The organism is Micromonospora sp. NBC_01655 (assembly GCF_026339755.1).
Taxonomy (GTDB): Bacteria; Actinomycetota; Actinomycetes; order Mycobacteriales; family Micromonosporaceae; genus Micromonospora.
On sequence record NZ_JAPEQF010000001.1, the window covers coordinates 5,670,235 to 5,691,196 of the forward strand.

General features: G+C 74.6%; 17 protein-coding genes. 6 read left to right on the plus strand and 11 right to left on the minus strand.

Annotation, left to right across the window (positions count from 1 at the left end; genetic code table 11):
• Nucleotides 1–49 precede the first annotated feature (49 nt).
• Entirely contained in the window at nucleotides 50–3,760 is a 3,711-nt protein-coding gene (locus tag OOK41_RS24925) for an amino acid adenylation domain-containing protein (protein ID WP_266266904.1), read from the plus strand.
• Between the two features lie 92 nt (nucleotides 3,761–3,852).
• Here OOK41_RS24925 and OOK41_RS24930 read toward each other — a convergent pair whose 3' ends face one another.
• Nucleotides 3,853–4,050, minus strand: coding sequence for a hypothetical protein (locus tag OOK41_RS24930; protein ID WP_266266905.1), 198 nt, complete (start codon nucleotides 4,048–4,050; stop codon nucleotides 3,853–3,855).
• Nucleotides 4,051–4,144: 94 nt separating this feature from the next.
• The gene (locus OOK41_RS24935; protein WP_266267974.1) at nucleotides 4,145–5,329 is read right to left on the minus strand and encodes a helix-turn-helix domain-containing protein; all 1,185 of its coding nucleotides are present in this window, start codon (nucleotides 5,327–5,329) and stop codon (nucleotides 4,145–4,147) included.
• Between the two features lie 351 nt (nucleotides 5,330–5,680).
• On the opposite strand from OOK41_RS24935, the gene OOK41_RS24940 reads away from it, so the two are divergent.
• Nucleotides 5,681–6,127, plus strand: coding sequence for a DUF3592 domain-containing protein (locus OOK41_RS24940; protein ID WP_266266906.1), 447 nt, complete (start codon nucleotides 5,681–5,683; stop codon nucleotides 6,125–6,127).
• 229 nt (nucleotides 6,128–6,356) lie between these two features.
• Here OOK41_RS24940 and OOK41_RS24945 read toward each other — a convergent pair whose 3' ends face one another.
• The 3 genes from OOK41_RS24945 to OOK41_RS24955 are packed head-to-tail and all read right to left on the minus strand — an operon-like array spanning nucleotide 6,357 to nucleotide 9,386.
• On the minus strand, nucleotides 6,357–7,052 hold the full coding sequence (locus OOK41_RS24945; RefSeq protein WP_266266907.1) for an HAD-IA family hydrolase: 696 nt from the start codon (nucleotides 7,050–7,052) through the stop codon (nucleotides 6,357–6,359).
• A 37-nt stretch (nucleotides 7,053–7,089) separates the two neighbouring features.
• Nucleotides 7,090–8,226, minus strand: coding sequence for a Gfo/Idh/MocA family protein (locus OOK41_RS24950; protein ID WP_266266908.1), 1,137 nt, complete (start codon nucleotides 8,224–8,226; stop codon nucleotides 7,090–7,092).
• Entirely contained in the window at nucleotides 8,223–9,386 is a 1,164-nt protein-coding gene (locus OOK41_RS24955) for a DegT/DnrJ/EryC1/StrS family aminotransferase (RefSeq protein WP_266266909.1), read from the minus strand. Before OOK41_RS24955 ends, OOK41_RS24950 begins: the two co-directional genes overlap by 4 nt.
• A gap of 359 nt (nucleotides 9,387–9,745) precedes the next feature.
• Between OOK41_RS24955 and OOK41_RS24960 the strand changes: the two genes are divergently transcribed.
• The 4 genes from OOK41_RS24960 (at nucleotide 9,746) to OOK41_RS24975 (ending at nucleotide 12,239) form a co-directional block, all read left to right on the plus strand.
• Nucleotides 9,746–10,177, plus strand: a complete 432-nt coding sequence (locus OOK41_RS24960) for a type II 3-dehydroquinate dehydratase (protein WP_117672099.1) — start codon at nucleotides 9,746–9,748, stop codon at nucleotides 10,175–10,177.
• A gap of 102 nt (nucleotides 10,178–10,279) precedes the next feature.
• A complete protein-coding gene (locus tag OOK41_RS24965) occupies nucleotides 10,280–10,633 on the plus strand; it encodes a DoxX family protein (RefSeq protein ID WP_266266910.1) in 354 nt (117 codons plus the stop codon).
• A 6-nt stretch (nucleotides 10,634–10,639) separates the two neighbouring features.
• Nucleotides 10,640–11,602 (plus strand): ROK family protein, encoded by a 963-nt coding sequence (locus OOK41_RS24970; RefSeq protein ID WP_266266911.1) that lies wholly within the window; start codon nucleotides 10,640–10,642, stop codon nucleotides 11,600–11,602.
• A gap of 76 nt (nucleotides 11,603–11,678) precedes the next feature.
• Nucleotides 11,679–12,239 (plus strand): NADPH-dependent FMN reductase, encoded by a 561-nt coding sequence (locus OOK41_RS24975; protein ID WP_117672096.1) that lies wholly within the window; start codon nucleotides 11,679–11,681, stop codon nucleotides 12,237–12,239.
• 99 nt (nucleotides 12,240–12,338) lie between these two features.
• Here OOK41_RS24975 and OOK41_RS24980 read toward each other — a convergent pair whose 3' ends face one another.
• From OOK41_RS24980 to OOK41_RS25005, 6 genes are all read right to left on the minus strand, one after another.
• On the minus strand, nucleotides 12,339–13,199 hold the full coding sequence (locus OOK41_RS24980; protein WP_266266912.1) for a S1 family peptidase: 861 nt from the start codon (nucleotides 13,197–13,199) through the stop codon (nucleotides 12,339–12,341).
• 100 nt (nucleotides 13,200–13,299) lie between these two features.
• On the minus strand, nucleotides 13,300–14,082 hold the full coding sequence (locus OOK41_RS24985) for a TetR/AcrR family transcriptional regulator (protein ID WP_266266913.1): 783 nt from the start codon (nucleotides 14,080–14,082) through the stop codon (nucleotides 13,300–13,302).
• A 154-nt stretch (nucleotides 14,083–14,236) separates the two neighbouring features.
• Nucleotides 14,237–16,051 (minus strand): AAA family ATPase, encoded by a 1,815-nt coding sequence (locus OOK41_RS24990; protein WP_266266914.1) that lies wholly within the window; start codon nucleotides 16,049–16,051, stop codon nucleotides 14,237–14,239.
• Nucleotides 16,048–17,520: a VWA domain-containing protein gene (locus tag OOK41_RS24995; protein WP_266266915.1), complete on the minus strand. Its 1,473-nt coding sequence runs from the start codon at nucleotides 17,518–17,520 to the stop codon at nucleotides 16,048–16,050. The genes OOK41_RS24990 and OOK41_RS24995 overlap by 4 nt, the downstream gene beginning before the upstream one ends.
• A gap of 70 nt (nucleotides 17,521–17,590) precedes the next feature.
• Nucleotides 17,591–19,792, minus strand: a complete 2,202-nt coding sequence (locus OOK41_RS25000) for a serine/threonine-protein kinase (RefSeq protein ID WP_266266916.1) — start codon at nucleotides 19,790–19,792, stop codon at nucleotides 17,591–17,593.
• Nucleotides 19,789–20,949, minus strand: coding sequence for a hypothetical protein (locus OOK41_RS25005; protein WP_266266917.1), 1,161 nt, complete (start codon nucleotides 20,947–20,949; stop codon nucleotides 19,789–19,791). Before OOK41_RS25005 ends, OOK41_RS25000 begins: the two co-directional genes overlap by 4 nt.
• Between the last annotated feature and the right edge of the window lie 13 nt (nucleotides 20,950–20,962).

Below are 20,962 nucleotides of genomic sequence, written 5' to 3' on the forward strand. Positions count from 1 at the left end.
CCGGCCGTACCCGTGCGGGTGACGCCGGTTTTGATTCGGAGGTTGGCTCATGTCTGTCGGGTTCGTTGGTGGTCAGGCCCAGGCTGCGGGTGTCGCCGGGCCCGGTGCCGACTTCGAGGCCCTCGACCTGATGGGTGACCTGCGGCGGCCGTTGGTGTGGCCGGCCCGGGCGGCGTCGGAGCTGCGGACGCTGGAGTTGCCCGAGCTGGCGGGCCCGGAGCCGGCCGGGGTGGTGGTGCTGGCGGGCCTCGTCGGGGTGCTGGCCCGGTACACCGGCCAGGAGGAGGTGGCACTGGGCCTGTCCTCGGGCGGATCGGTGGTGCGGATGGGGGTGGCGGGCGACCCGGGGTTTGCCGAGTTGGTGTCTCGGGTGGGTGTGGCGTGGGCTGCGCCGGTGGTGGGTGCGGGTGTGGTGGGTCCGGTGGTGGTGGGTCTGGTGGACGGTCCGGTGGCCGTGGTGGGGCCGGCGGTGGTGGATGTCGATCTGGTGGTGAGTGTGGCCTCGGACGGTTCCGGGGTGCGGGTGGACTATGCGGTGGAGGGGTTCTCCGCGGACTGGGTGCGGGGCCTGGTGGATCAGGTCGCGTTGTTGACCGGGGCAGGTGTGCGGGAGCCTGAGGTTGCCCTGTCCCGGTTGCCGTTGGTGTCCGATGCGGAGCGGGAGCGGCTACTCGCGTGGGGTCGGGGTCCGGTGCGCCCGGTGCCGGATCAGCCGCTCCACGAACTGGTGCTGGAATGGGCACGGCGCACCCCGGACGCGGTCGCGGGTGTCGCCGACGGTGAGGTCGTCACGTACGGGGAACTGGCCCGCCGGTCGGAACTTCTGGCCCGCTACCTGCGGTCAGCCGGTGTCGGGGTCGGTGACGTGGTGTCGCTGGCGTTGGACCGCAGCATGTGGACCCTGATCGCCACCCTGGCGGTGTTACGGGCAGGAGCGGCCTACACGCCCATGGACGTGTCCTGGCCGGCGGAACGGATGCGGATGCTCCTGGCCGACCACGGCGCCCAGGTCGTACTCACCATCGGCGACGTCGCCCCCCGCATCCCCGCCCCCGACGGCGTTAGGGTCGTCGCCCTCGACAACGACTGGCCCACCATCGAGACGGCCGAAACAGCCGACCTGCCGGTGGTGGACGCCACCGGACCGGCGTTCGTCATCTACACGTCAGGATCCACCGGCACCCCCAAAGGCGTCGTCCTGACCCACGACAAACTGACCAACTTCGTCACCTGGATGCGCGACGAATGCGCCGTCGGCCCGGACAGCCGCATGCTGCACTGCTGCGCCCCCGTCTTCGACGTCGCCCTCGGCGAGATCTACACCGCCCTCACCTCCGGCGCCCGCGTCGTGGTCTGCTCCCGAGACGACCTCCTCGACGCCCGCCGCCTCACCGACCTGATCGCCAAGGAACAAACCACCCACGCGTTCTGCCCACCCACCAACCTCGCCGCCATCGACCCCGCCGACTGCCCCAGCATGTCCTGCGTCACCCTCGCCGGGGAACCCATCCCACCCCGCATGGCCCAACGCTGGATGACCGCCGGCGCCCGCCTCATCAACGCCTACGGCCCCGCCGAAGCCTCCGTCGCCTGCACCTGGTACGACGCCAAAGCCGGCTGGGCCGGCGCATACGTACCCATCGGCTGGCCCATGCCCAACCGCCAGATCCGCATCGTCGACAACCACCTCAACCTCGTCCCCATGGGCATCCCCGGCGAAATCCTCATCACCGGAGCCGGCGTCGCCGACAGCTACCTCAACCGCCCCGAACTGACCACCCAACGATTCGTCACCGACCCATACGGCGGCGGCACCGCCTACCGCACCGGCGACCTCGGCCGATGGAACACCACCGGAGCCCTGGAAATCCTCGCCCGCATGGACCACCAGGTCAAAGTCAACGGCATCCGCATCGAACTCGGCGAAATCGAAGCCGTCCTCGAACAACACCCCGACGTCAACACCGCCGTCGTCATCCGCCGCGAAGACCGCGGCATCGCCCGCCTCGTCGGCTACATCACCACCCACAACGGCCGAACCCCCGCCGTGAGCGACCTACGCGAACACGCCGCCACCGTCCTACCCGCCTACATGGTCCCCGCCGTCATCATGATCCTCGACCGATTCCCCGTCGGCGGCACCGGCAAAATCAACCGAAAAGCACTCCCCGAACCCGGCACCCAACGCCCCAACCTCGACGTCGCCTACACCGCACCCACCACCGACGAAGAACAACTCATCACCAACATCTTCGCCACCATCCTCGGCCTCGACAAAGTCGGCACCCACGACAACTTCTTCCACCTCGGCGGCACCTCCCTACAATCCGCCACCACCGCCACCACCATCGACGAAACCGCCAACGTCATCGTCCCCGTCTCCCAAATCCACCGCACCCCCACCCCACACCAACTCGCCCAATGGCTCACCACCGCACCCCGCCGCCCCAGCGTCGAACCGGAACCGCCCGTCACCGGACGCCCCGGCCCGGCCAAGCCCGTCCCGCTGACCCTGTCGGTCGGCAAGTTCGTCTGGCTCCCCTTCGACCTGGTCTGCCCGACCACCTGGTGGATCGAGGGTGAGCTGGACCCGCGCGCCCTGATGGCCGCCCTCGGCGACGTCCACAAGCGACACGAGTCCCTGCGCGCCCGCTACCGACGCGTCGACCCCCCCGTCGCCATCATCCCCCCGAACACCGGCATGCCCCAGCTCCGCCTACTCACCGACGCCACCACCGAACAAGACGCACTCAACCAACTCACCGAAGCACTACAACAACCCCTCGACTACACCCAGGGCCGCAACTGGCGCGCCGCCCTCATCCGCGAAAAATCCACCAACCGCATCCTCTTCGGCATCGGCATCCACCACATCGCCTTCGACGGCTGGTCACACGCCCTCCTCGTCCGCGACCTCAGCCACGCCTACACCGCCCGAGCGGCCGGCAAAACCCCCGAATGGGACCGACCCGCACCCACCCTGCGCCAGTTCTACGACGAGCACACCCGCCTACGCGAGGCCGCCGACCTCGAAGCACAGCGGGCCTACTGGCGCAGGCAACTGCGCGGGCTCTCCCGCCAGGGCGAGGGCCGGCCCCAGGAGCTGCTGGTGGAGACCCCGACCTGGGGCCCCAAGGCCGGGCACATCGCCACCGTCACCCCCGACGTGCTGGAACGCTGGGACCGCGCCGCCCGGGAACACCGGTTCAGCCGCTCCAGCTACTTCGCCGCCGCCTACGCCACCGCGCTCCGCGCCATCCACCAGCAGGACGACATCGCCCTGCTGATGATCGTCGCCCAGCGCGGCAGCCGGATCCTCGACTCCACCTTCACGAGCCGGATCAGCTCCAACTGCCTCCGGGTCCGGTTCGACGGGCCGGAGAAGAACCTGATCCGGGCCGTCCAGCGGACCGTCGACGAGCTGATGGCCGCCCAGGACGTCGCGTTCCTGGAGATGACCACCGACCCGGTCCTCGACATGTCCCGCGAGGTGGCCAACAGCATGCCCTCCTTCGCCTACCAGGACAACGTCGTCCTTCCGCTGGAGCTGCCGGGCTGCCGGACCGAGGAGATCGTCGAGCCGTACGCCCGGGAGTGGTCGGGCGCCTGCCTCGTCGAGGTGCTGCCCGGCAACGGGGACGTCCTCCTGCGCGTCACCGTCCGCACCGACCTGGTCCCGGCCCCCGTCGCCGAGATGCTGGCGGCCGAGATGCTGCGCTTCCTCGAAGCCGGCCCCGAGGGCGTCGACCACGCTCGCTGAGCGGTCCCGCCGGACGCTGCCCCGGCCCGCCATCGTCACGCCGACGTTGGCGGGCCGGTCGCGGATCTGGGCCGGAAAGCGGAAGGGCGCGCTCACCGGGTCAGGCCGACCAGGGCGGCCAGGTGCGCCACGCCGGCCGGCATCGGGCCGCCGCGCGCCACGTCGGCGATCACCGTACGCGCCAGCGGCCGGCACCGGATCTCGGCCGGCGCGGTCCGTTCGGCGTCGACCAGGGCGCGCCCCGCCCGCAACAGGTCACCGACGTGCAGGTACGCCCGCGCGGCGTCCACCAGGTGCGCGGCCCGGTGCTCGACCGGCAGCCGCCCCCACCCGAGTGGTCTCCTCCACCGGTATCCGATCCGCCTCGGCCTGCTCCAACAAGGATTATGGCGGCAGGTTGATGCCCATCCGGCCGGCCAGCACCCGCAGGTCGTCCGGGATCGCGCGGCGCCTCGCCCGCTGCGCCATCGCCACGACCGCGCCCTGAGCGAGGGGGTTCAGGGCGAATGGCACCGGCGCGGCCTGCTCAGCCCGCACGAACGCGGCCAGCGCCTCGGCATCCCGGCGACCGGTGTCGGCCAACGCGCGGCCGAGGTCGAGCCAGTAGGACATCTGGCGGTTCGTCGCCACCAGGACCTGCGGCCGAACCGTCCGGGACAGCTCGATCACCCGGCCGGGCTCACCCGACTCGGCCGCGATGGACATCTCCCACAGCTTCACGTTGGTCGGCCCGAACCCACACCCGTTGAAGCCGGCCCCGTCCGGCGGGTCTCCGAGGGTCGCCGCCTCCCGGGCCGCCTCGGCGAGATGGTCCCGCGCGACGTCCGGACGACCGCTCACGGTCGAGGTCAGCGCCGCCGAGAGGTGGAGCTGGCCGAGCATCTGTCGGACCCGCTCGTCGGCCGCATCGGCCTGGAGCCCGACCAGCGACCGGTCGGCGGCCCGGGCCGCGAGTGGCGCGGATTCGATCGGCAGGCTCTGCGCGTACGCGAACCGGGACGCCCCGATCCACGCCGGATCCTCGACTTCCTCGGCAGCCGACACCGCGACCCGTGCGGCGTTGAGCGCCAGATGCCGGTAGCCGAGGTGCCGCAGGAACGTCGAAGCCTGGTAGGCCACCTGGGCGAGCACGGCGCCGTCGACAGCGGCGGCGTCGAGCAGGAGGCCGGGGAGCAGCCGGGCCATCGCCGGATAGTTGGATCGGGTACGGAGCTGATCGCTACGGGAGATGTCGCCGGCCAACTCGTCCCTGCCACGGGTCGACGGCCGGCGCTCACCATCCTCGATCTCGATCAGCGCGGACCAGATCGCCGGAACGCACTCGGCCGCGCTGTCCCGCGCCGGGTCGCCGGGTTCCGTGCCCTGGCCGAGCAGGTCCGCCACCGTCACCTGGAGAGCGGCGGCTACGGCGACGAGAGTGGAACGACGGTCGATGGTCTTCCGGCCGGACTCGACCTGCGAGATGTAGGACTGGCTGACGCCGGCGAGTCCGGCGAGGACAGCTTGCGTCATCCCGCTACGGCGCATCCGCCAGTACCGGATCCGGGCACCGATGGTGTCGGTCTTCATGGCCATGGCTTCGCCCACTTCCCAGGTAGCGGACCGGGGCGGTGGCCGCCTCACCCGGACGGACCGCCACCACGGACGGTACATCGGCCAGATTCGGGAGCGTAACGATCCGCGCCGAGGACATCACCCGACTCCGTCGGCGTGGATCAACATCGATCCTGCGTTCGCCGGTTCGCCTGCCTCGGCCGGCTCTGACCAGTGCCGTTGCTGTCAACAGCCACTGGGGTTCCTCGGCGTCAACCGGCCGGCACCGCTCGGCTGACCCGCTCCGCCAGTCGGTCTCCGGCTGCGGAGAAGCTTGTCGAACGCCGTACGAACGTGCCCTGTTGGACACGTTCTAGGATCTCGGCCATGAAGCGTCGGCTGCCAGGGAAGACCCTCCTGGGGCTGTTCTCGACCTTCGGTCTGATCTTCGCGATTGTGTGGATGACGATGGCCATCTGGTCGATCGCCGACGACCTTCGCGGATCAGAGACAGCCGCCGAGGTGGTCGATGTCGAGCACAGCGGAGCCAGGACCTTCCTGACAGTTCGGTTCACGACGAACAGCGGCGAAGCGTGTGAATCCCGCGTGCGCGTCACGGTCGATGCGAACCGTGCTGTGCATACTGGCGAGCACGTCGGCGTTCATTACGCCAGGAGCAGCCCTTGCCTGAGAGTGCGCGAATCCGGCGATCACTCCATGTGGTTATTCCCCGTCGTCGGGGTGGTACTTCCGATCGTGTTCGGCATCATGGCCTACGCCGCATGGCGCCGGCCCCGACCCGCGCTTCCGCCCCGATATGCGGGCATGCCCTGACGAGTCGAGTGAGGCCCGACCCGAGTGGGTGCCGCGCTCTCGGGAATCTGCTCGGCGTTGCTCGACATCACGGCTCACCTCCTCCACGCACAGCGGCTCCCATTCTCGCAGGAGCAGGACCGGCAAACCTGTCTCCCGGGAGCATGGTGCGTCGACGAAGGCGATCACCTCCCGCCCGGTGCCGGGAACGTCGGCCGGTACGAGCTGGACTGCCACGAGCCCGGCCGAGTCAGGGGACGAGGGCCGCCGGGCAGTACGCCAGCAGGTCCGTCGGTGCGTGCGCGACCACGTCCGGGCCGGCGGCGAGCAGCGCGGCGATGTCCCCGCCGTGCCAGGTGGTGGCGACCGTGGTGGCGCCGGCGTCCCGGCCGCTGAGCAGGTCGATCACCGCGTCGCCGACCATCATGGCCTGGGCCGGCGGCACGTCGAGGTGGCCGAGCGCCTGGAGCACGATGTCCGGGGCGGGCTTCGGGCGGGCCACCTCGTCGGAGCCGATCACCTGGTCGAACAGGCCCAGCACGCCGAGCGTGTCGAGCAGCGAGCGGGCCCGGGGGCCGCTCTTGCCGGTGGCGATGGCCATCCGGATGCCCCTGGCGTGCAGCTCCTCCAGGGTGTCCCGGACGCCGGGGAACAGCGGCACCAGGTGGGCCATCCGGTAGCTCTCCCGGACGAACGGTTCCTCCATCTCCAGCGGCAGCCCCATCAGCCGCATGATGTCCGGGAAGTACCGGCCCATGTGCTGGTTGTACTCCTCGAACGGCGCCGGTCCGTCGCCCACCACCTCCGCGTACGCGATGCTGAACGCCTCGCGCATGACGGCGGAGCTGTCGACGATGACGCCGTCGAGGTCGAACACGACCGCGCGGATCGGGCCCCGGCCGGGCGTCGGGCGGGTCACGTCGACGGTGGACGGTGGATGGCTCATGGCTGCTCCCCGGAGCGAGTGAGGTCGCCGGTGGTTCTCACCGGTCGCGTTGGCCCGCCAGCACGTGCTCCCGCTCCGGCTCGGTGGGCCGGGCGGAGTGGTAGATCCGTTCGATGATGTCGATGGTCCGGCGGGCCTCGGCGACGGCCACGCCCCGGCTGGCCGGGGCCGCGAGCAGCCCGGGCAGGGCGTCGAGCTGGCGGTCGTACTCGGCGCCGATCGCCTCCTCGGGCAGCGGCAGCCGGACGGTCTCGCCGGCGCGGGTGCGGGTGAGCACCGGCGCCGGCTCCCGGTTCGGGCTGAACCCGAACGTGCAGCGCAGCGTGGCCGACCCGGTGGCGCCCTGCACGGTGATCGTGGTGCGGTCGAGGGCCTCGTGCGACGCCCAGCAGGCGTGCAGGGCGACCGAGGCGCCACCGTCGGTGATCAGGAACCCCCGGGCGGTGTCCTCGACGTCGCCGCGGGACCGGCCCCCGGTGCCGGCCTCGCTGCGCCACGCGGCGTGCGCGGCGCTGTCGTTGACGAAGTCGTCGGAGACGCTGCCGATGGCGTGGGTGACCCGGGTGTCCGGGCCGAGCATCGGCAGGACGGTGTCGAGCAGGTGCCAGCCGAGGTCGACCAGCGCGCCGCCGCCGGAGAGGTCGCGGCGGGTGAACCAGCCGCCCGCGTCGGGCACCCCCCGGGCGCGGACCCAGGCCACGTCGACGTGCCGGACGGGGCCCAGCCCGCCGGCCACCTCCGCCAGCGCCCGCACGTCGGCCCGCCACCGGGCGGCGCTGCCGGCCAGCAGCACCGCGGCGCCGTCGCGCTCTGCGGCGGCGAGCAGCTCCGCCTCGGCGGAGGTGAGGCAGACCGGCTTCTCCAGGAACACCGGTACGCCCCGGCGCAGCAACCGGGCGGCGACCGCGGCGTGCAGGTGGTTGGGGACTGCCACCACCACCAGGTCGACCGCGCCCGCGGGCAGGTCGTCGACGTCGGCGTACGCGAAGGGCACCGCGTGGGTGTCGCGGGCGGTGTCCCGGACGGCCGGCTGCGGGTCGACCAGGGCGGTCACCTCGAAGGCCGGGTGCGCGGCGAGCCGGGGCAGCCAGATCTCCCGCCCGGCCCAGCCGAGTCCGGCCACCGCGACCCGGACCGGACGGTCGGGCGCGGCGGCCGGGGGCAGGCCGGTCATTCGGCGAGGACGTCGGCCAGCACGGCGGCGATGTCGTGCATCTGCTGCTCGGTGCCGAGCAGGGTGCGGTGGTGCAGCCAGACGCAGTCGGAGTGGATCTGCTCGACGTTGGGGCAGCGGGCGGCGATCGCCTCGATGCTCTCGTCGGGGGCGCCGGCCTCCCAGAAGCCCTCACACCGGTAGATGGCCCGGAACGCCACGAACGCCGGTACGCCCCGGGCGATGAGCGCGTCGACCACGGCGCGGCGCCGCTCCAGGGTGATCCCCGGGATCCGGAACATGGCCATGTAGTGCGGGTTGCGGTCGGTGCGCGGGTCGGTGCGCTGGGGCACCACGCCGGGGATCTCGGCAAGCAGGCTGGACAGCAGCGGCCACCGCTGCTCGCGCACCTCGATCTGGCCGTCGAGGCGGGCGAGCTGGGCGCGCAGCACGGCGGCGCTGAACTCGTTCATCCGGTAGTTGGAGCCGGTGGTGCGGTGCAGGTAGTCCCGGTCGGTGCGGGGCCGGCCGCAGCTGTGCACGACGAACGCCCGTTCGCGGGTCTCCTCGTCGGGGAAGAGCACCGCGCCGCCCTCGCCGGCGGTCATCAGCTTGCCGTTCTGGAAGCTGAACGCGGCCACCGAGCCGAGCGCGCCGGCCCGCTTGCCCTGCCACTGGGCGCCGTGGGCGTGCGCGGCGTCCTGGAGCAGCGCCACCCCGGCATCTGCGGCGATCTTGTCCAGCGCGTCCATGTCGGCGAACTGGCCGGCCATGTGCACCGGCATGATGGCCCTGGTGCGGTCGGTGATCGCGGCGGCGACGGCGGTCGGGTCGACGCAGTAGGTGTCCAGGTCGACGTCGACCGGCACCGCGACCGCGCCGAGGCGCTGCGCGGCCAGCGACGACGAGATGAAGGTGAAGGCGGGGACGATCACCTCGGTGCCGGGCCCGACGCCGAGCACCTCCAGGGCGACCTCCAGGGCGTGGGTGCCGTTGGTGACGGCGAGCGCGTGCGGCGTGCCGTGGTACGCGCCGAACTCCGCCTCGAAGGTGTCTACCTCGCTCCCGCCCATCCGCCACCACTGACCCTGTTCCAGGGCGCGGACCAGGCCGGCTCGTTCCTCGTCACCGAACTGCGGCCACTCGGGGAACTCCGGCACCGTTGACGGCTGACCACTCATGACTTCCCACTTCCCAATCCAGGATGACCAGCGGTTCCCGACCGTCCCGCGGCGGCTTCGCGCATCCCGCGGACCCGGGCTCGCCCGCCGCGGCGGGCCTGCGCCGGTCGGCCGGTCGAGCGGGGACGCCGCCGTCTGAGCGGACAGCGTCATCGGCTCGCGGTGGACGCTAACCGACCCGGCAGGAGGCTCACCTCCCCTAACAGCCCCTACCCACCCCTTAGTTCGACGGCGGGCCGGGGGCGGTCGGCGCGGGCGGGGCCGGCGGCGTAGTAAGACTGCGGGGAATCTGTCGCCGGCCCGGCGGGGGCCAGCCACGCGAGGTGGCCGTACCCGGGCCGCTTCCCGCGAGGTGAGCTGTGTCCGACGTGCTGCTGTTGAACGGTCCGAACCTCGGCATCCTCGGCCGACGCGAGCCGGAGATCTACGGCACCGACACCCTCGCGGACATCGAGCGGGCCGTCGGCGAGGAGGTCGCGGCGCGGGGCTGGCGGGTGGTCGCGGTGCAGCACGACTGCGAGGGCGCCCTGGTCCGCGCCGTGCAGGAGAACTACGACACGGTGGGCGCGATCGTGAACCCGGGCGCCCTGATGATCGCGGGCTGGAGCCTGCGCGACGCGCTGGCCAACTATCCGCGGCCGTGGATGGAGGTCCACCTGTCCAACGTGTGGGCCCGGGAGAGCTTCCGGCACGACTCGGTGCTCGCCCCGTTGGCCAGCGGGATCATCGTCGGGCTGGGCTCGCTGGGCTACCGGCTGGCCGCCCGCGCGCTGGTCGCCACCGTCGACTGAGGACGCCGCCCGGCCCGGCCCGGCGCCGCGCGTACCGGGCCAGCCGGCCGTCCGGCCGATAGGGTCGGCCGGGCCCTGACCCCCTCCGAGAAGGAAGTGAACGTGCAGATTCCCATCATCGTCCTCAGCGTCATCCTGGCCACGGTCTTCGCCGCGCTGGCCTACCCCAAGCTCACCGGCCAGGCGCAGATGCGCGAGCGGATGGCCCACCTCGGCGTCTCCCCCGGGCTGACCAAGGTGATCGGCAACCTGGAACTGGCCGCGGTCGTCGGCCTGATCTTCGGCCTGTACTGGGCGCCGGCCGGGATCGCGGCGGCGATCGGCCTCACCCTCCAGATGATCGGCGCGGTGATCTTCCACCTGCGCGCCCGGGACCCGATCTCGGTGGCGGCGATGCCCGCCGTGTTCGGGCTGGCGACAGCCGCGGTCGCGGTGCTGCACGTGCTGCGGGGCTGACCGCCGGTGCCGGGACGGACCGACACCGGCGTGCTCGGGGTCGACATCGGGGGCACCAAGGTCGCGCTGCGGGCCGAGCGGGCCGCGTCCGCGCCGGTCGTCGACCCGGGGGCGTACGAGCAGCCCGGGACCGTCGCGTCGCGGGCGTACGAGCGGACCCTGACCTGGCCCGCCGGCGGCGCCGAGGCGGACGTGGCGGCGCTGGCGGACGCGGTCGACGCGCTGCGCGCGGAGTCCGGCTGGCGGCTGGCGGCGGTCGGGGTGGCGATGCCCGGCACCACCGACCCGACCGGCCGGGTGACCGTCTGGCCGGGCCGGCCGAGCTGGGCCGGGCTGCGGCTCGACAAGGCGCTGCGCCGGATCTTCCCCGGCAGCCGGACCGCCTGGGCCGACGACGGTGACCTCGCGGCGCTCGCCGAGGCCCGGCACCTCGGCGCGGACGACGTCGTCTACCTCGGGGTGGGGACCGGGGTGGGCGGGGGTGTGGTGCTCGGTGGGCGCCCGCTGCCCGGGGCCGGCCGGGGCTCGCCCGAGGTCGGGCACATGGTCGTCGCCGTCGACGGGCCGCGCTGCGACTGCGGGCGGCACGGCTGCCTCCAGGCGATCGCCTCCGGCCCGGCCACACTGCGCCGGGCCGCCGCCGTGCGGGGCGCCGCGGTGAGCTTCGCCGAGCTGCGCGACGGGCTGGAGCAGGACCGGCGGTGGGCCCACGACGCGGTCCAGCCGAGCGGTACGGCCCTCGCGGCGGCCGTGGTCAGCCTCGGCGAGCTGGTCGACCCGTCGGTGGCAGTGCTGGGCGGCGGGTTCGCCGCCGGGCTGCCGGGCTTCGTCGGGCTGGTCGCGCGGGAGGTGGCCCGGCTGGCCCGGCCCGGCCGCCCGGCGCCGGCCGTGCGGGCCGCCGCGCTGGGCGGGCTCTCCTCGCTGCACGGCGCCGTGGCGCTGGCCCGGAACCTGACCGCGTCCCCCTGAACCGGCCCGGAACCTGACCGCGTCCCCCTGAGTCGGCCCGGATCGCGGGCCGCCGCTTCTCCGAGAGGAAACCAGCATGATCAGCATTGGTGTCGTTGTCGGCAGCACCCGCCCGGGCCGCAAGGCGGAGGCGGTGGCCCGCTGGGTGCGCGACATCGCCGCCCAGCGGGGTGACGCGACCGCCGAGCTGGTGGACCTCGCCGACCACGCCCTGCCGCACCTGAACACGCCGCTGCCGCCGTCGATGGCCCCGTCGAGCGACCCGGCGGTGCGTCGCTGGGCCGCCCGGATCGCCGCGTTCGACGCGTACGTGTTCGTCACCCCGGAGTACAACCACTCGGTGCCCGGGGTGCTCAAGGACGCGATCGACTTCCTGTACCGGGAGTGGACGAACAAGGCGGCCGGGCTGGTCAGCTACGGCGTGCACGGGGGCACCCGGGCGGCGGAGCACCTGCGGCTGGTCCTCTCCCAGGTCGAGGTCGCCGACGTCCGGTCCCAGGTGGCGCTGTCCCTGGTCACCGACTTCGTCGACTTCCGCGAGTTCCGGCCCGCCCCGGCGCAGGCCAAGGCGGTCGGCGAGATGCTCGACCAGGTCGTCGCGTGGGGCGGCGCGCTGCGCCCCCTACGCGGGCGCTGACCCGTCGGGGCATTCAGGATCAACCTCGACCGGAACAGCGCGGCCAGGCTGACCGCGGGGAACCCGCACTTCACCGCGTACGGCCGCCCGGCCCCGGGCTCACGGGATCGTCACCCCGTACGCGGCCAGGATCTCGTTGATCGGCTGGTAGTAGGTGGTACCGCCGCTGGTGCAGTTGCCGCTGCCGCCGGAGAGGATGCCGAGGATCCGGCCGGTGGCGGCGACGTAGAGCGGGCCGCCGCTGTCGCCGGGCTCCGCGCAGATGTTGGTGCGGATCAGCCCCGAGACCGAACCCTCGGCGTAGTTGACCGTGGCGTTGAGGGCGGTGATCGTGCCGCACCGCACGCCGGTGGTGGAGCCGCTGCGGCAGACGGCCATGCCGACGACGGGGGTGGCGGTGCCGAGGATGGTCAGCGTCCCGGGGTACGTGTAGACGGCGCTCGGGTGCGGGATCGTCGAGGAGGTGTAGCGGACGATCCCGTAGTCGTTGCCGGGGAAGCTGGTGCCGGCGCGGGAGCCGAGGACCGTGCTGCCGGCGCCGTCGGCGTACCAGGTGGCGGCGGTCGACGTGCAGTGGCCGGCGGTGACGAAGTAGTAGGTGCTGCCGCTGCGGACGTTGGCGCCCAGCGAGCAGCGCCCCCCGCCGGCGTAGATGGCCTGCCCACCGGCGATCAGCGTGCTGAGCCGGCCGCGCTCCCGGCGGATGACGGCGTCGGTGCCGGCCAGCCGGGTGCGCAACGCGGCCAGTTGGCTCTCGCCCACGGTGTCGTCCACGGCCACGGTGGTCCGGCCGGTGGCCGGGTCCACGGCCCACACGGTGCCGGCCGGAGCGGTGGCGGCCATGGCGATCGGCGCGGCGGCGATCGGCGGGGCGACGGTCGGCTCGGCGGCCCGGGCAGCCGCCGGCGACGCCAGCAGGGGGACGACGAGCAGGAGGGCGAGCAGGGGGAAGCGACGCATCCGGGCCTCCACACATCGGTGAGAGTAGATGCCCTACAGCATCCGCGCTCCGCCCGCCCGGTTCAATACGTCGAGCAACGTCCATGCCGTGCAGGCGGGGTCAGCGGGCCGGGCCGGCCCCGCCCGCACGCTCGGCGACCACCACGGAGATGCCGTCGAGCACGCGCTGGAGGCCGAACTCGAAGGCGTACTCCGGGTCGTGGGCGGTGCCGTGCGCCGCCCCGGCCGCGGTGCCCACCCGGGACGCGGTCGGGAAGCTGCCCGGGGTGACGAACCGCGCCAGCCAGGGGGCGTGCACCTGCCACCACTGGCCGTCGGTCAGGCCCGTCTCCCGCTCCAGGTTCACCGCGTCGAGGACGGCCCGCGCCGCGCTGCGGACGTGCCCCAGGACGAGGGTGAGCACCGCGTCCATCTCCACGTCGGTGAGGCCGGTGTCGGCGACGGCGGTCAGCTCGTAGTCGTACTTGGCCATCAGGTTCGGGCCGAGCACCGGCCGGCTGGTCTCGGCCCGCAGCAGCCAGGGGTGGCCACGGTAGAGACTCAGGTTCTCCCGGGCGATCCGCTCCAGCCGGACCCGCCAGCCGCCCGCGACGTCGGGCGGGCGGCTCATCTCGCCGTACAGGGTGTCGACCATGGCGTCCAGCAGCTCGGCCTTGCCGGGTACGTAGGTGTAGACCGACATCGTCCCGACGCCCAGCGCCTCGGCGACCCGACGCATGGTAAGGGCGTCGATGCCCTCCGCGTCGGCGATCTCGATCGCCGCCCGGACGATCCGGTCCACACTCAACCCGGGGCCCACGCTGCGGCTCGTCGGCTCGGCGGTGCGCCAGAGGATGGCCAGGCTGCGGGCGGGGTCCGGCTTTCCTCGGCGCTCACTGGGCATAGTGCGGCAATCCTACGGCCCGGCACCCCGCCGACCGTAGCTTGGTCCAGGGCGCGAGGTGCGCGACTGCGGGCCGCTCGACGTTCGCCCACCTCGCCAGCCTGCCGGAGCGGGAGCTGACCGACCTGGGCCGGGACGAACCACCGGCGCCGGCTCACCCGGTGCGGGACGGCCGCTGACGCCGCCGGGTGGCGAAGAACAGCGCGGCGGCCCGCCGGACGACGGTGGGCCGGCGCGGGTCGACGGCGACCTCCCGGAGCAGTTCCCGGTTCACTGCGGCGGCGGTCAGCGTGGTGAGCAACGCGAAGCACTCCTGCCGCACGTCACGCACCGGCGGCGGTCCGGCGGCGAGCGCCGGGGCGACGCCGTCCACCGGGCCCGGGCGGGGCGACCAGTGGGCCAGCAGCGCCGCCAGCACGTCGGACCGGACCACCGGGTCGGCGGCGCCGCCCGCGGCCAGGTAGTGCCCGGCGGCGATCGCCCCGGCCGGGTCCCGCGCCACGTCCCGGAGGAACCCCGGCGCGACCGTGGCCCGGCTCATCGCCCACAGCCCGACGCCCCGCTGGGAGGTGGTGGCCATCGCCCTGATCCAGCGCTGCGCGCTCCAGTCGCGGGCGAGCGGGCCCGCCGCCAGGTGCTCGACCAGGCCGGGCCAGGTCGCGGCCAGCGCGCCGGGGGCCGGGACGGGCCCGCCCACCGCGCCCGACCGGGCGGCCGGCGCGCGGCCGGCCCCGGCGTCGGAGAACAGGCCGGTGGCGAGCAGGACCAGCCGCACCTGCCGGTCCCAGTCCGGCAGCACCCGGTCCGGCTGGTACGGCGCCTGTGCCGCCGACCAGTCGACCACCGCCGCGACCGGGTCGGCGCCGGTCACCGCGGCGACCGCCGCCACCTCGACCAGCTCGGTGTGCCGCTCGGTCAACCAGTCGGCGACCGGCCCGCCGCGTACCGCCCGGCGCAGCGCGTCGCACGTAGCGTCGAAGCTGGCCCGCCCGCCGCCGAGCAGGGCGCCGACGAACCGGTCCAGCAGCACCGCCGGGTCGGCCACCGGGTCCGGGCCGGCCAGCCCTGCCTGCCAGAGGGCGGCGGCGATGGTGGCGGTGAGGGGGTTGCGCAGCGCGGGGCGGGCCCGCTGCTGGTCGGCCCAGTTCAGGAAGCGCCGCGCGGCCACCGCGTCCGGGAACCAGCGGTGCGCGAACCGTCCGACGTCCGGGTCGGTGAACGGTGCGAGGTGGTACGCGGCGTACCCGGGGTCCAGGACCGCAAGCTCGTTCTCCGCGAGCTGGCGGGTCGTCACCAGGACCCGCCACGGCCCGGCTCCCGGCGCGGCCGGGGGCGCGGTGGCACGGGCCAGCGCGGCGAGGCGGTTGAGCACCTCCGCCCGGTCGTCCGGGTCCGCGACCGCGTCGACCCCGTCGACGCAGACCAGCCACCTCCGGTCCGGCGCGGGCTCGCGCGCGAAGTCCAGGCCGGGTGCCTGGTCGCGGTACGCCTCGGCGAGCGCGGCGGGCAGCGGTTGGTGCACCAGCGCGGTCGCCGGCAGGCCCACCACCACCGGCCCGGGAGGGGTCCGGCGCAACCGGCCCCGCCCGGCGAGCCACCACCGCGCCGAGTTCGCGCACGCCTGCCGGACCAGCGCCGACTTCCCGCTGCCCGGCTCGCCGATCAGCAGCACGTGCCCGGGGCCGGTGAGCAGCGACCCGACGTCGACGGGGCCGGCGGCGGGGTCGAGCCGGGCGACCGCCCGGCGGGCGACGTACACCTCCGACAGGGGGCGGACGTAGCCACCGGCGATCCGGTGCGGGTGGACGATCGCCTCCTCCGACTGGGCCCTCCACAGCGGGTTCAGGGCGGCCCACCAGCCGCGCCCGGGCCGCCCGCGCAGGTGGCGGCGGACCGCCAGGACGGCGGCGGCCAGCGCCAGCGAACCGCTGACCACACTGGCCACCTTGTCGAAGAAGTCCCAGGTCACGTGCCCACCGGGGCCGGCCCGCCCGGCGACTCGTGGTGGCTGCCGCACTCACCGCAGTACGGGCGGGTGTGCAGCTCGCCGCAGTGCTCCCACGGCGGCACCCGCTGCTCGGGGGCCGGGTACGGCGGCGGATCCGACCGCCCGGGGCCGTCCCCCGGCTCCCCGGACACCCAGGAGGACGTCTGCGGCGCGACCGCCGCCGAGTACTGCCACCGCCGCAGGTCGACGTGGGGCTTGAGGCGCACGTCGCCGGTGGCGGCGTCCCGCACGTCCACGATCCGGTCGAGCTGCCGCAGCTTGTCGTCGTGGCCGCCGGCGTGGGCGAGCGCCACGGCCCGCCCGAGGTGGTGCTCCGCGTCGGTGAGCCGGCCGACGTTCGCCGCGGCCAGCGCCAGCCCCACCTGTTCGGCGTACCCCTGCTGGTGGGTGTAGTGGGCGACGGTCTCGTGCACCTGGGAGAACAGCTCGATCTCGTCGGTCCACTCCACGTCGACGGGCACCTCGGCGGCGTCCGGGGCCGCGTCGACCCGGACACCCAGCCAGCCGATCCGCCGCCGGGCCTGCGGGGTCATCGGGTCCACCTCCAGGGCGACGTGGAAGTCGCGCCGGTCGGCCGGGCTCCACGCCCCGATGGGGAAGTCGGTGGTGAGGTCGCCGGCGGCCACGCCCCGGCCGGTGAGGTCGGCGATGGTCGGGTACACCTGCTTGACGAAGCGGATCCGGGCCAGCGCGCTGGTGCGCACCCGCAGCCGGGCGTCGGCGGCCCGGCGGGCCAGCGCGCGGGCCAGCACGGTCGCGAACTCGGCGGCGAGGCCGTCGAGGTCCTCCACCGGCACCACCGGGTTGGCGCCCAGCGCGTCCGCGATGCCGAGCAACTCCGGGCCGTCCCAGTCGTGCACCCCGTCCGCCGAGCCGATGGCCCGGCAGTCCACGGTGAACCGGCCCGCGCAGGACTCCACCGCCGCCCTCAGCTCGGCGGGCTGCTGGGACTCGTTGCGGCCGTCGGTCAGCAGGATGGCGTGCCCGATCGCGTCGGGCCGGGTGCCGAGCAGATCCCGGGCCAGCAGCAGCCACTTGCCGATGGCGGTGCCGCCGTGCGGCGACGCCCGGCGTACCGCGCGCCGAGCCGCGGCCCGGGTGCCCTCGTCCGCGACCGCGAGCCGCCGCTCGCCGGGGTAGATCATCGTGGCCCTGCTGGTGCCCTCCACCACGGCGAACGCCACCCCGTCGGGCAGCGCGTCGACGGCGGCGAGGGTGGCCGCGCGGGCGGCCCGCATCTTGGTCTGCGGCGCGCCCATCGAACCGGAGCAGTCGAGCAGGATCACCTCGGCGAGCCCGTGGTGACGCGCGTCGCCCCCGGCCGGTCCGGCCCGCACGGCGGCGACGACGTCGACGATCCCGCCGTCGGTCGGCAGGTACTCGCTGTGGTGGGCGGTCAGGTCGAGCCGCAGCCCGTCCGGTGCCGTCACGCGGGGCTCCTTTCGTCGGGTCCGCCGGCCGAGGCCCGGCCGGCTCCCGGCTCGGCGCGCGCGCCGCGGGTCACCACCAGGTCACCGGCCGGTGCGCGTTGGCGAGGTCCACCAGCGCGATCCGCTCCCGCCGGTCGCCGGTGCGGCCGGCCAGGGACCGGCAGGTGCGTTCGAAGGCGCGGCGCAGGGTGTCCGGGTCGAGCCGGTGGCCGAACAGGCGCCGGTCGGCGTACCGCCCGTCGGCCAGGTCGCTGCCGAGGGCGATCCGCAGGATGTGCGCCTCGACCAGGTCGCGTTCGGCGAACGGGGGCAGCTTCTCCACGACGGCCGCGGCGTCGAGGGCGGCGTCGAGCCGGTGGCCGTCCTCCGGCGCCTCCAGCAGCATCCGTACCGCGCAGGTCGCCGCCACCGTCGAGGCGCGGGAGGACTCCGGCACGGTGAGCAGGACGGCGGTGGCGGGGCGCGGGCCCTCGGTGACGAACAGGCAGCGGGCCAGCCCGAAGGCGGCGGCGACCACGCCCTGGTCGGTCTCCCACACCCCCCGGTAGTGCGCGGCGGCCGTCGGGTGGTCGCCGGCGATCTCGCAGGCCACCGCGTACGCCAGGCGCGCGGACACCTCGCCGGGCAGCCACCCGTACACCCGCCCGAACCAGTCCCGGGCGGTCGCACCGTGCCGGCCGACCAGGGCCACCAGGCCCCGGTGCCACCACAGCGACCAGTCGCGCAGGTCGTCGGGGAAGGCGGCGAGCAGCGGACCCGCCTCGTCCGCCCGGCCCGCGGCGAGGTACGCCCGGACCATCCGGTAGGTGACCTCGGCCGTGTGCTCGGGCGCGGTGCCGAGCAGGGCGATCAGCTCGGCGGGGGTGGCCGGGCCGAGCGAGGCGAGGAAACCGGCGGCCGGGTCGTTGCCGTCGACCAGCGGCATCGGCAGGCCGAGCACGATCTCCACCACGTCGAGAGCGTCGACGTCGGCGTGCAGGGCGAACGCGCACGCCGCCGGGCTGAACAGGGTGGACCGGGTCGGCCGGGGGATGCCGTCGGCGGCCGAGCGGACCTGCCGCCGCACCCCCCTGACCTGCTCACGCATCTCGGCGGCGGAGCCGAACCGCTCCTCGGGCTCGACCGCGGTGGCCCGGGCCAGCAGCCGCGCGAACGGGTCGAGCGGGGCGGGCAGCGGCAGCCGCAGCAGGTCCCGCCCCACCGGCAGGGGACGCAGGTCCGCCGAGCTGACCGCCAGGGTCAACGCGGCGAGGGTACGGCCGACGGTGTAGATGTCGGAGCGGACGCTCGGCCCCGCCGGGCCGAGCCGCTGCACCTCGGGGGCCTCGAAGCCCGCCGTGCCCCAGGGCGGGCTGACGGTGTTGTCGATCCGCCGGGCCGCGCCGAAGTCGACGAGCTTGAGCGGGCCGTCCGGGCCGTACCCGCCGATCAGCATGACGTTCTCGGGCTTGAGGTCGCAGTACAGCCAGCCCTGGTCGTGCAGGTACTCGAAGGCGTCGAGGATCTGCACCCCGTACCCCAGCGCCTGCGGCACGTCGACGGCCGACGGGCCGCCGTCCGGTCCGATGGTGCGGCGGGCGTCCTCCAGGGTGCCGCCGTTGACGTACTCCATCACCAGGTATCCGACGTCGGAGTCGGACTCGGGGCGCAGCGCGTGGGTGATCGTGACGATGCGGGGGTGGTTGAGCGCGATCAGCGCCTGCCGTTCCCCGACGAACGCCGCCGCGGCCTCCCGGTCCTCGGGGTTGCGCTGCCCCTTCAGCACCCGCCAGCTACCGTCCATGTCCTCGTCGCGGGCGAGGAACACCCAGCCCACCCCGCCGTGCCCCAGGCAGCCCTCGATCCGGTACCGGCCGGCCCGCACGTCGCCCTTGGCCAGCGGCGGGGTGAACGAGTAGCGGGAGCCGCAGTTCGGGCAGTACCCACTGACCCGGGGCACCCGGCGCCGGCACGTCGTCTGCGGGCAGTACCGGGAGTGCTCGGGCACGACGGCCTGGGACAGCACCGCCTCCAGCGGGTCCCGGGCCCGCGCCGACGGGATGAACGCCGGGCTCTCCCACGGCCGGGCCCGGGGGCGCCACAGCTCACGGGGCGGCCCTGGGACGGGCCGGTGGACCCGGGACGACGGCTGCGGGGCCACGGCCGAGGGCGGCCTCGGGTCCGCGCCCGGCGGGCCGCCGCCGCACGGGTGGCCCCACAGCCGGCAGAAGCCGTCCTGGTCCACCGCCCCGGGGCAGTTGCGTTCCGCGCAGGAACGGCTCGTCGGCGTCATCGCGTCACCTCGTTCACGGCCTGCTGGTAGGCGCGGACCGCCCGGCTCGCAGCGGTCACGGCGAAGCGGTCGGGGCGCAGCCTGTCCCGCGCCTCGCGGTAGCTCCGTTCCAGGTCGGGATGCTCGGCCCGGTCCTCGTCGGCGGCGCGCTGCCGGTACGCCTCCAGCCGCCCGCCGAGTTCCAGGTGGCAGCGGGCGCGCAGCCGCCGCCGGGCGGCGTCGACCAGGTCGGCGGCCCGGTCGAGGGCGGCCTCCAGCTCGGCGGCGGGGCCCGCCGGATCGCCGGGCGACGCGGCGCGGGCCCCGGCGGCGCGGGCGAGCAGCCCGTCGACGTCGAGGGCGGCCAGGGGGTCGCCGCCGTCGCCCAGCCCCTCCCGGGCCGCCTCGGCCGCCAGCTCCCGCAGGCGCCGCACCGACGAGCGCAGCCGCCGCTCCCCGGCCGTCCGCCGGTCCGGGTCGTCGCTGGCCGGGGCGAGCGCCCGGCGCACGGCGGCGAGGTCGTCCGCGAGGCCGGCCAGCGCGTCCCGCCAGGGGCCGGGGCGGGCGCAGCCCACCGGGTCCGCCGCGGCCTCCCGCTCCAGCCCGGCAAGCCGCGCGGCGGGTACGTCCAGCGCCGCGCCCCGGCCGGCCACCCCGGCCCGGTGCCGCAGGTCCGCGACCTCCTTGCGCAGCCGGTCGAGGTCGGCCTCCACGAACCGCACGGCCGTCCGGTACGCGTCGACGAGCCGGCGGATCGTGGCCCGGCGTTCCCGGGCCGCCGCGACGATCTCGTCGAGGGGCAACCACTCGACCCGGGCCGCCTCCCCCGTCGCGGAGGTGAACGTGACCTCGATCGGGTCGGTGAGCAGCCGGGCGAGGCGGTCGTCGCGCAGCGCCGCCGGGCCGGGGCGGACACCGGGGCCGGCCGGGTCGGGGACGGCACCGGAGTCGGCCGGGTCGGCGCCCGGCGGGTCGGCGCCGTCGTCCATCGGGTCGAGGGCCAGCGACAGGCAGCCGAGCACGTGCAGCTCGTCCCAGGCCGCGCTCTCCGTCCCGGCGGTGACCCCGGCGAGCGGGGCGTGGAACTCCCCGGTGATCAACCCCTGCGCCTCCAGCAGCCACTCGGCGACCAGGCCGTGCGCGGCCCGCACCGCGTCGAGCCGTTCGCCGTCCGGCATCACGTTCCGCCCC

Coding starts and splice junctions, on each gene's coding strand:
- OOK41_RS24975 (WP_117672096.1), top strand. CDS start 11,679: ATGATCAGCATTGGTGTCGTTGTCGGCAGCACCCGCCCGGGCCGCAAG.
- OOK41_RS24955 (WP_266266909.1), bottom strand. CDS start 9,386: ATGAGTGGTCAGCCGTCAACGGTGCCGGAGTTCCCCGAGTGGCCGCAG.
- OOK41_RS24925 (WP_266266904.1), top strand. CDS start 50: ATGTCTGTCGGGTTCGTTGGTGGTCAGGCCCAGGCTGCGGGTGTCGCC.
- OOK41_RS24980 (WP_266266912.1), bottom strand. CDS start 13,199: ATGCGTCGCTTCCCCCTGCTCGCCCTCCTGCTCGTCGTCCCCCTGCTG.
- OOK41_RS24935 (WP_266267974.1), bottom strand. CDS start 5,329: ATGAAGACCGACACCATCGGTGCCCGGATCCGGTACTGGCGGATGCGC.
- OOK41_RS24950 (WP_266266908.1), bottom strand. CDS start 8,226: ATGACCGGCCTGCCCCCGGCCGCCGCGCCCGACCGTCCGGTCCGGGTC.
- OOK41_RS25005 (WP_266266917.1), bottom strand. CDS start 20,949: ATGCCGGACGGCGAACGGCTCGACGCGGTGCGGGCCGCGCACGGCCTG.
- OOK41_RS24945 (WP_266266907.1), bottom strand. CDS start 7,052: ATGAGCCATCCACCGTCCACCGTCGACGTGACCCGCCCGACGCCCGGC.
- OOK41_RS25000 (WP_266266916.1), bottom strand. CDS start 19,792: ATGACGCCGACGAGCCGTTCCTGCGCGGAACGCAACTGCCCCGGGGCG.
- OOK41_RS24940 (WP_266266906.1), top strand. CDS start 5,681: ATGAAGCGTCGGCTGCCAGGGAAGACCCTCCTGGGGCTGTTCTCGACC.
- OOK41_RS24985 (WP_266266913.1), bottom strand. CDS start 14,082: ATGCCCAGTGAGCGCCGAGGAAAGCCGGACCCCGCCCGCAGCCTGGCC.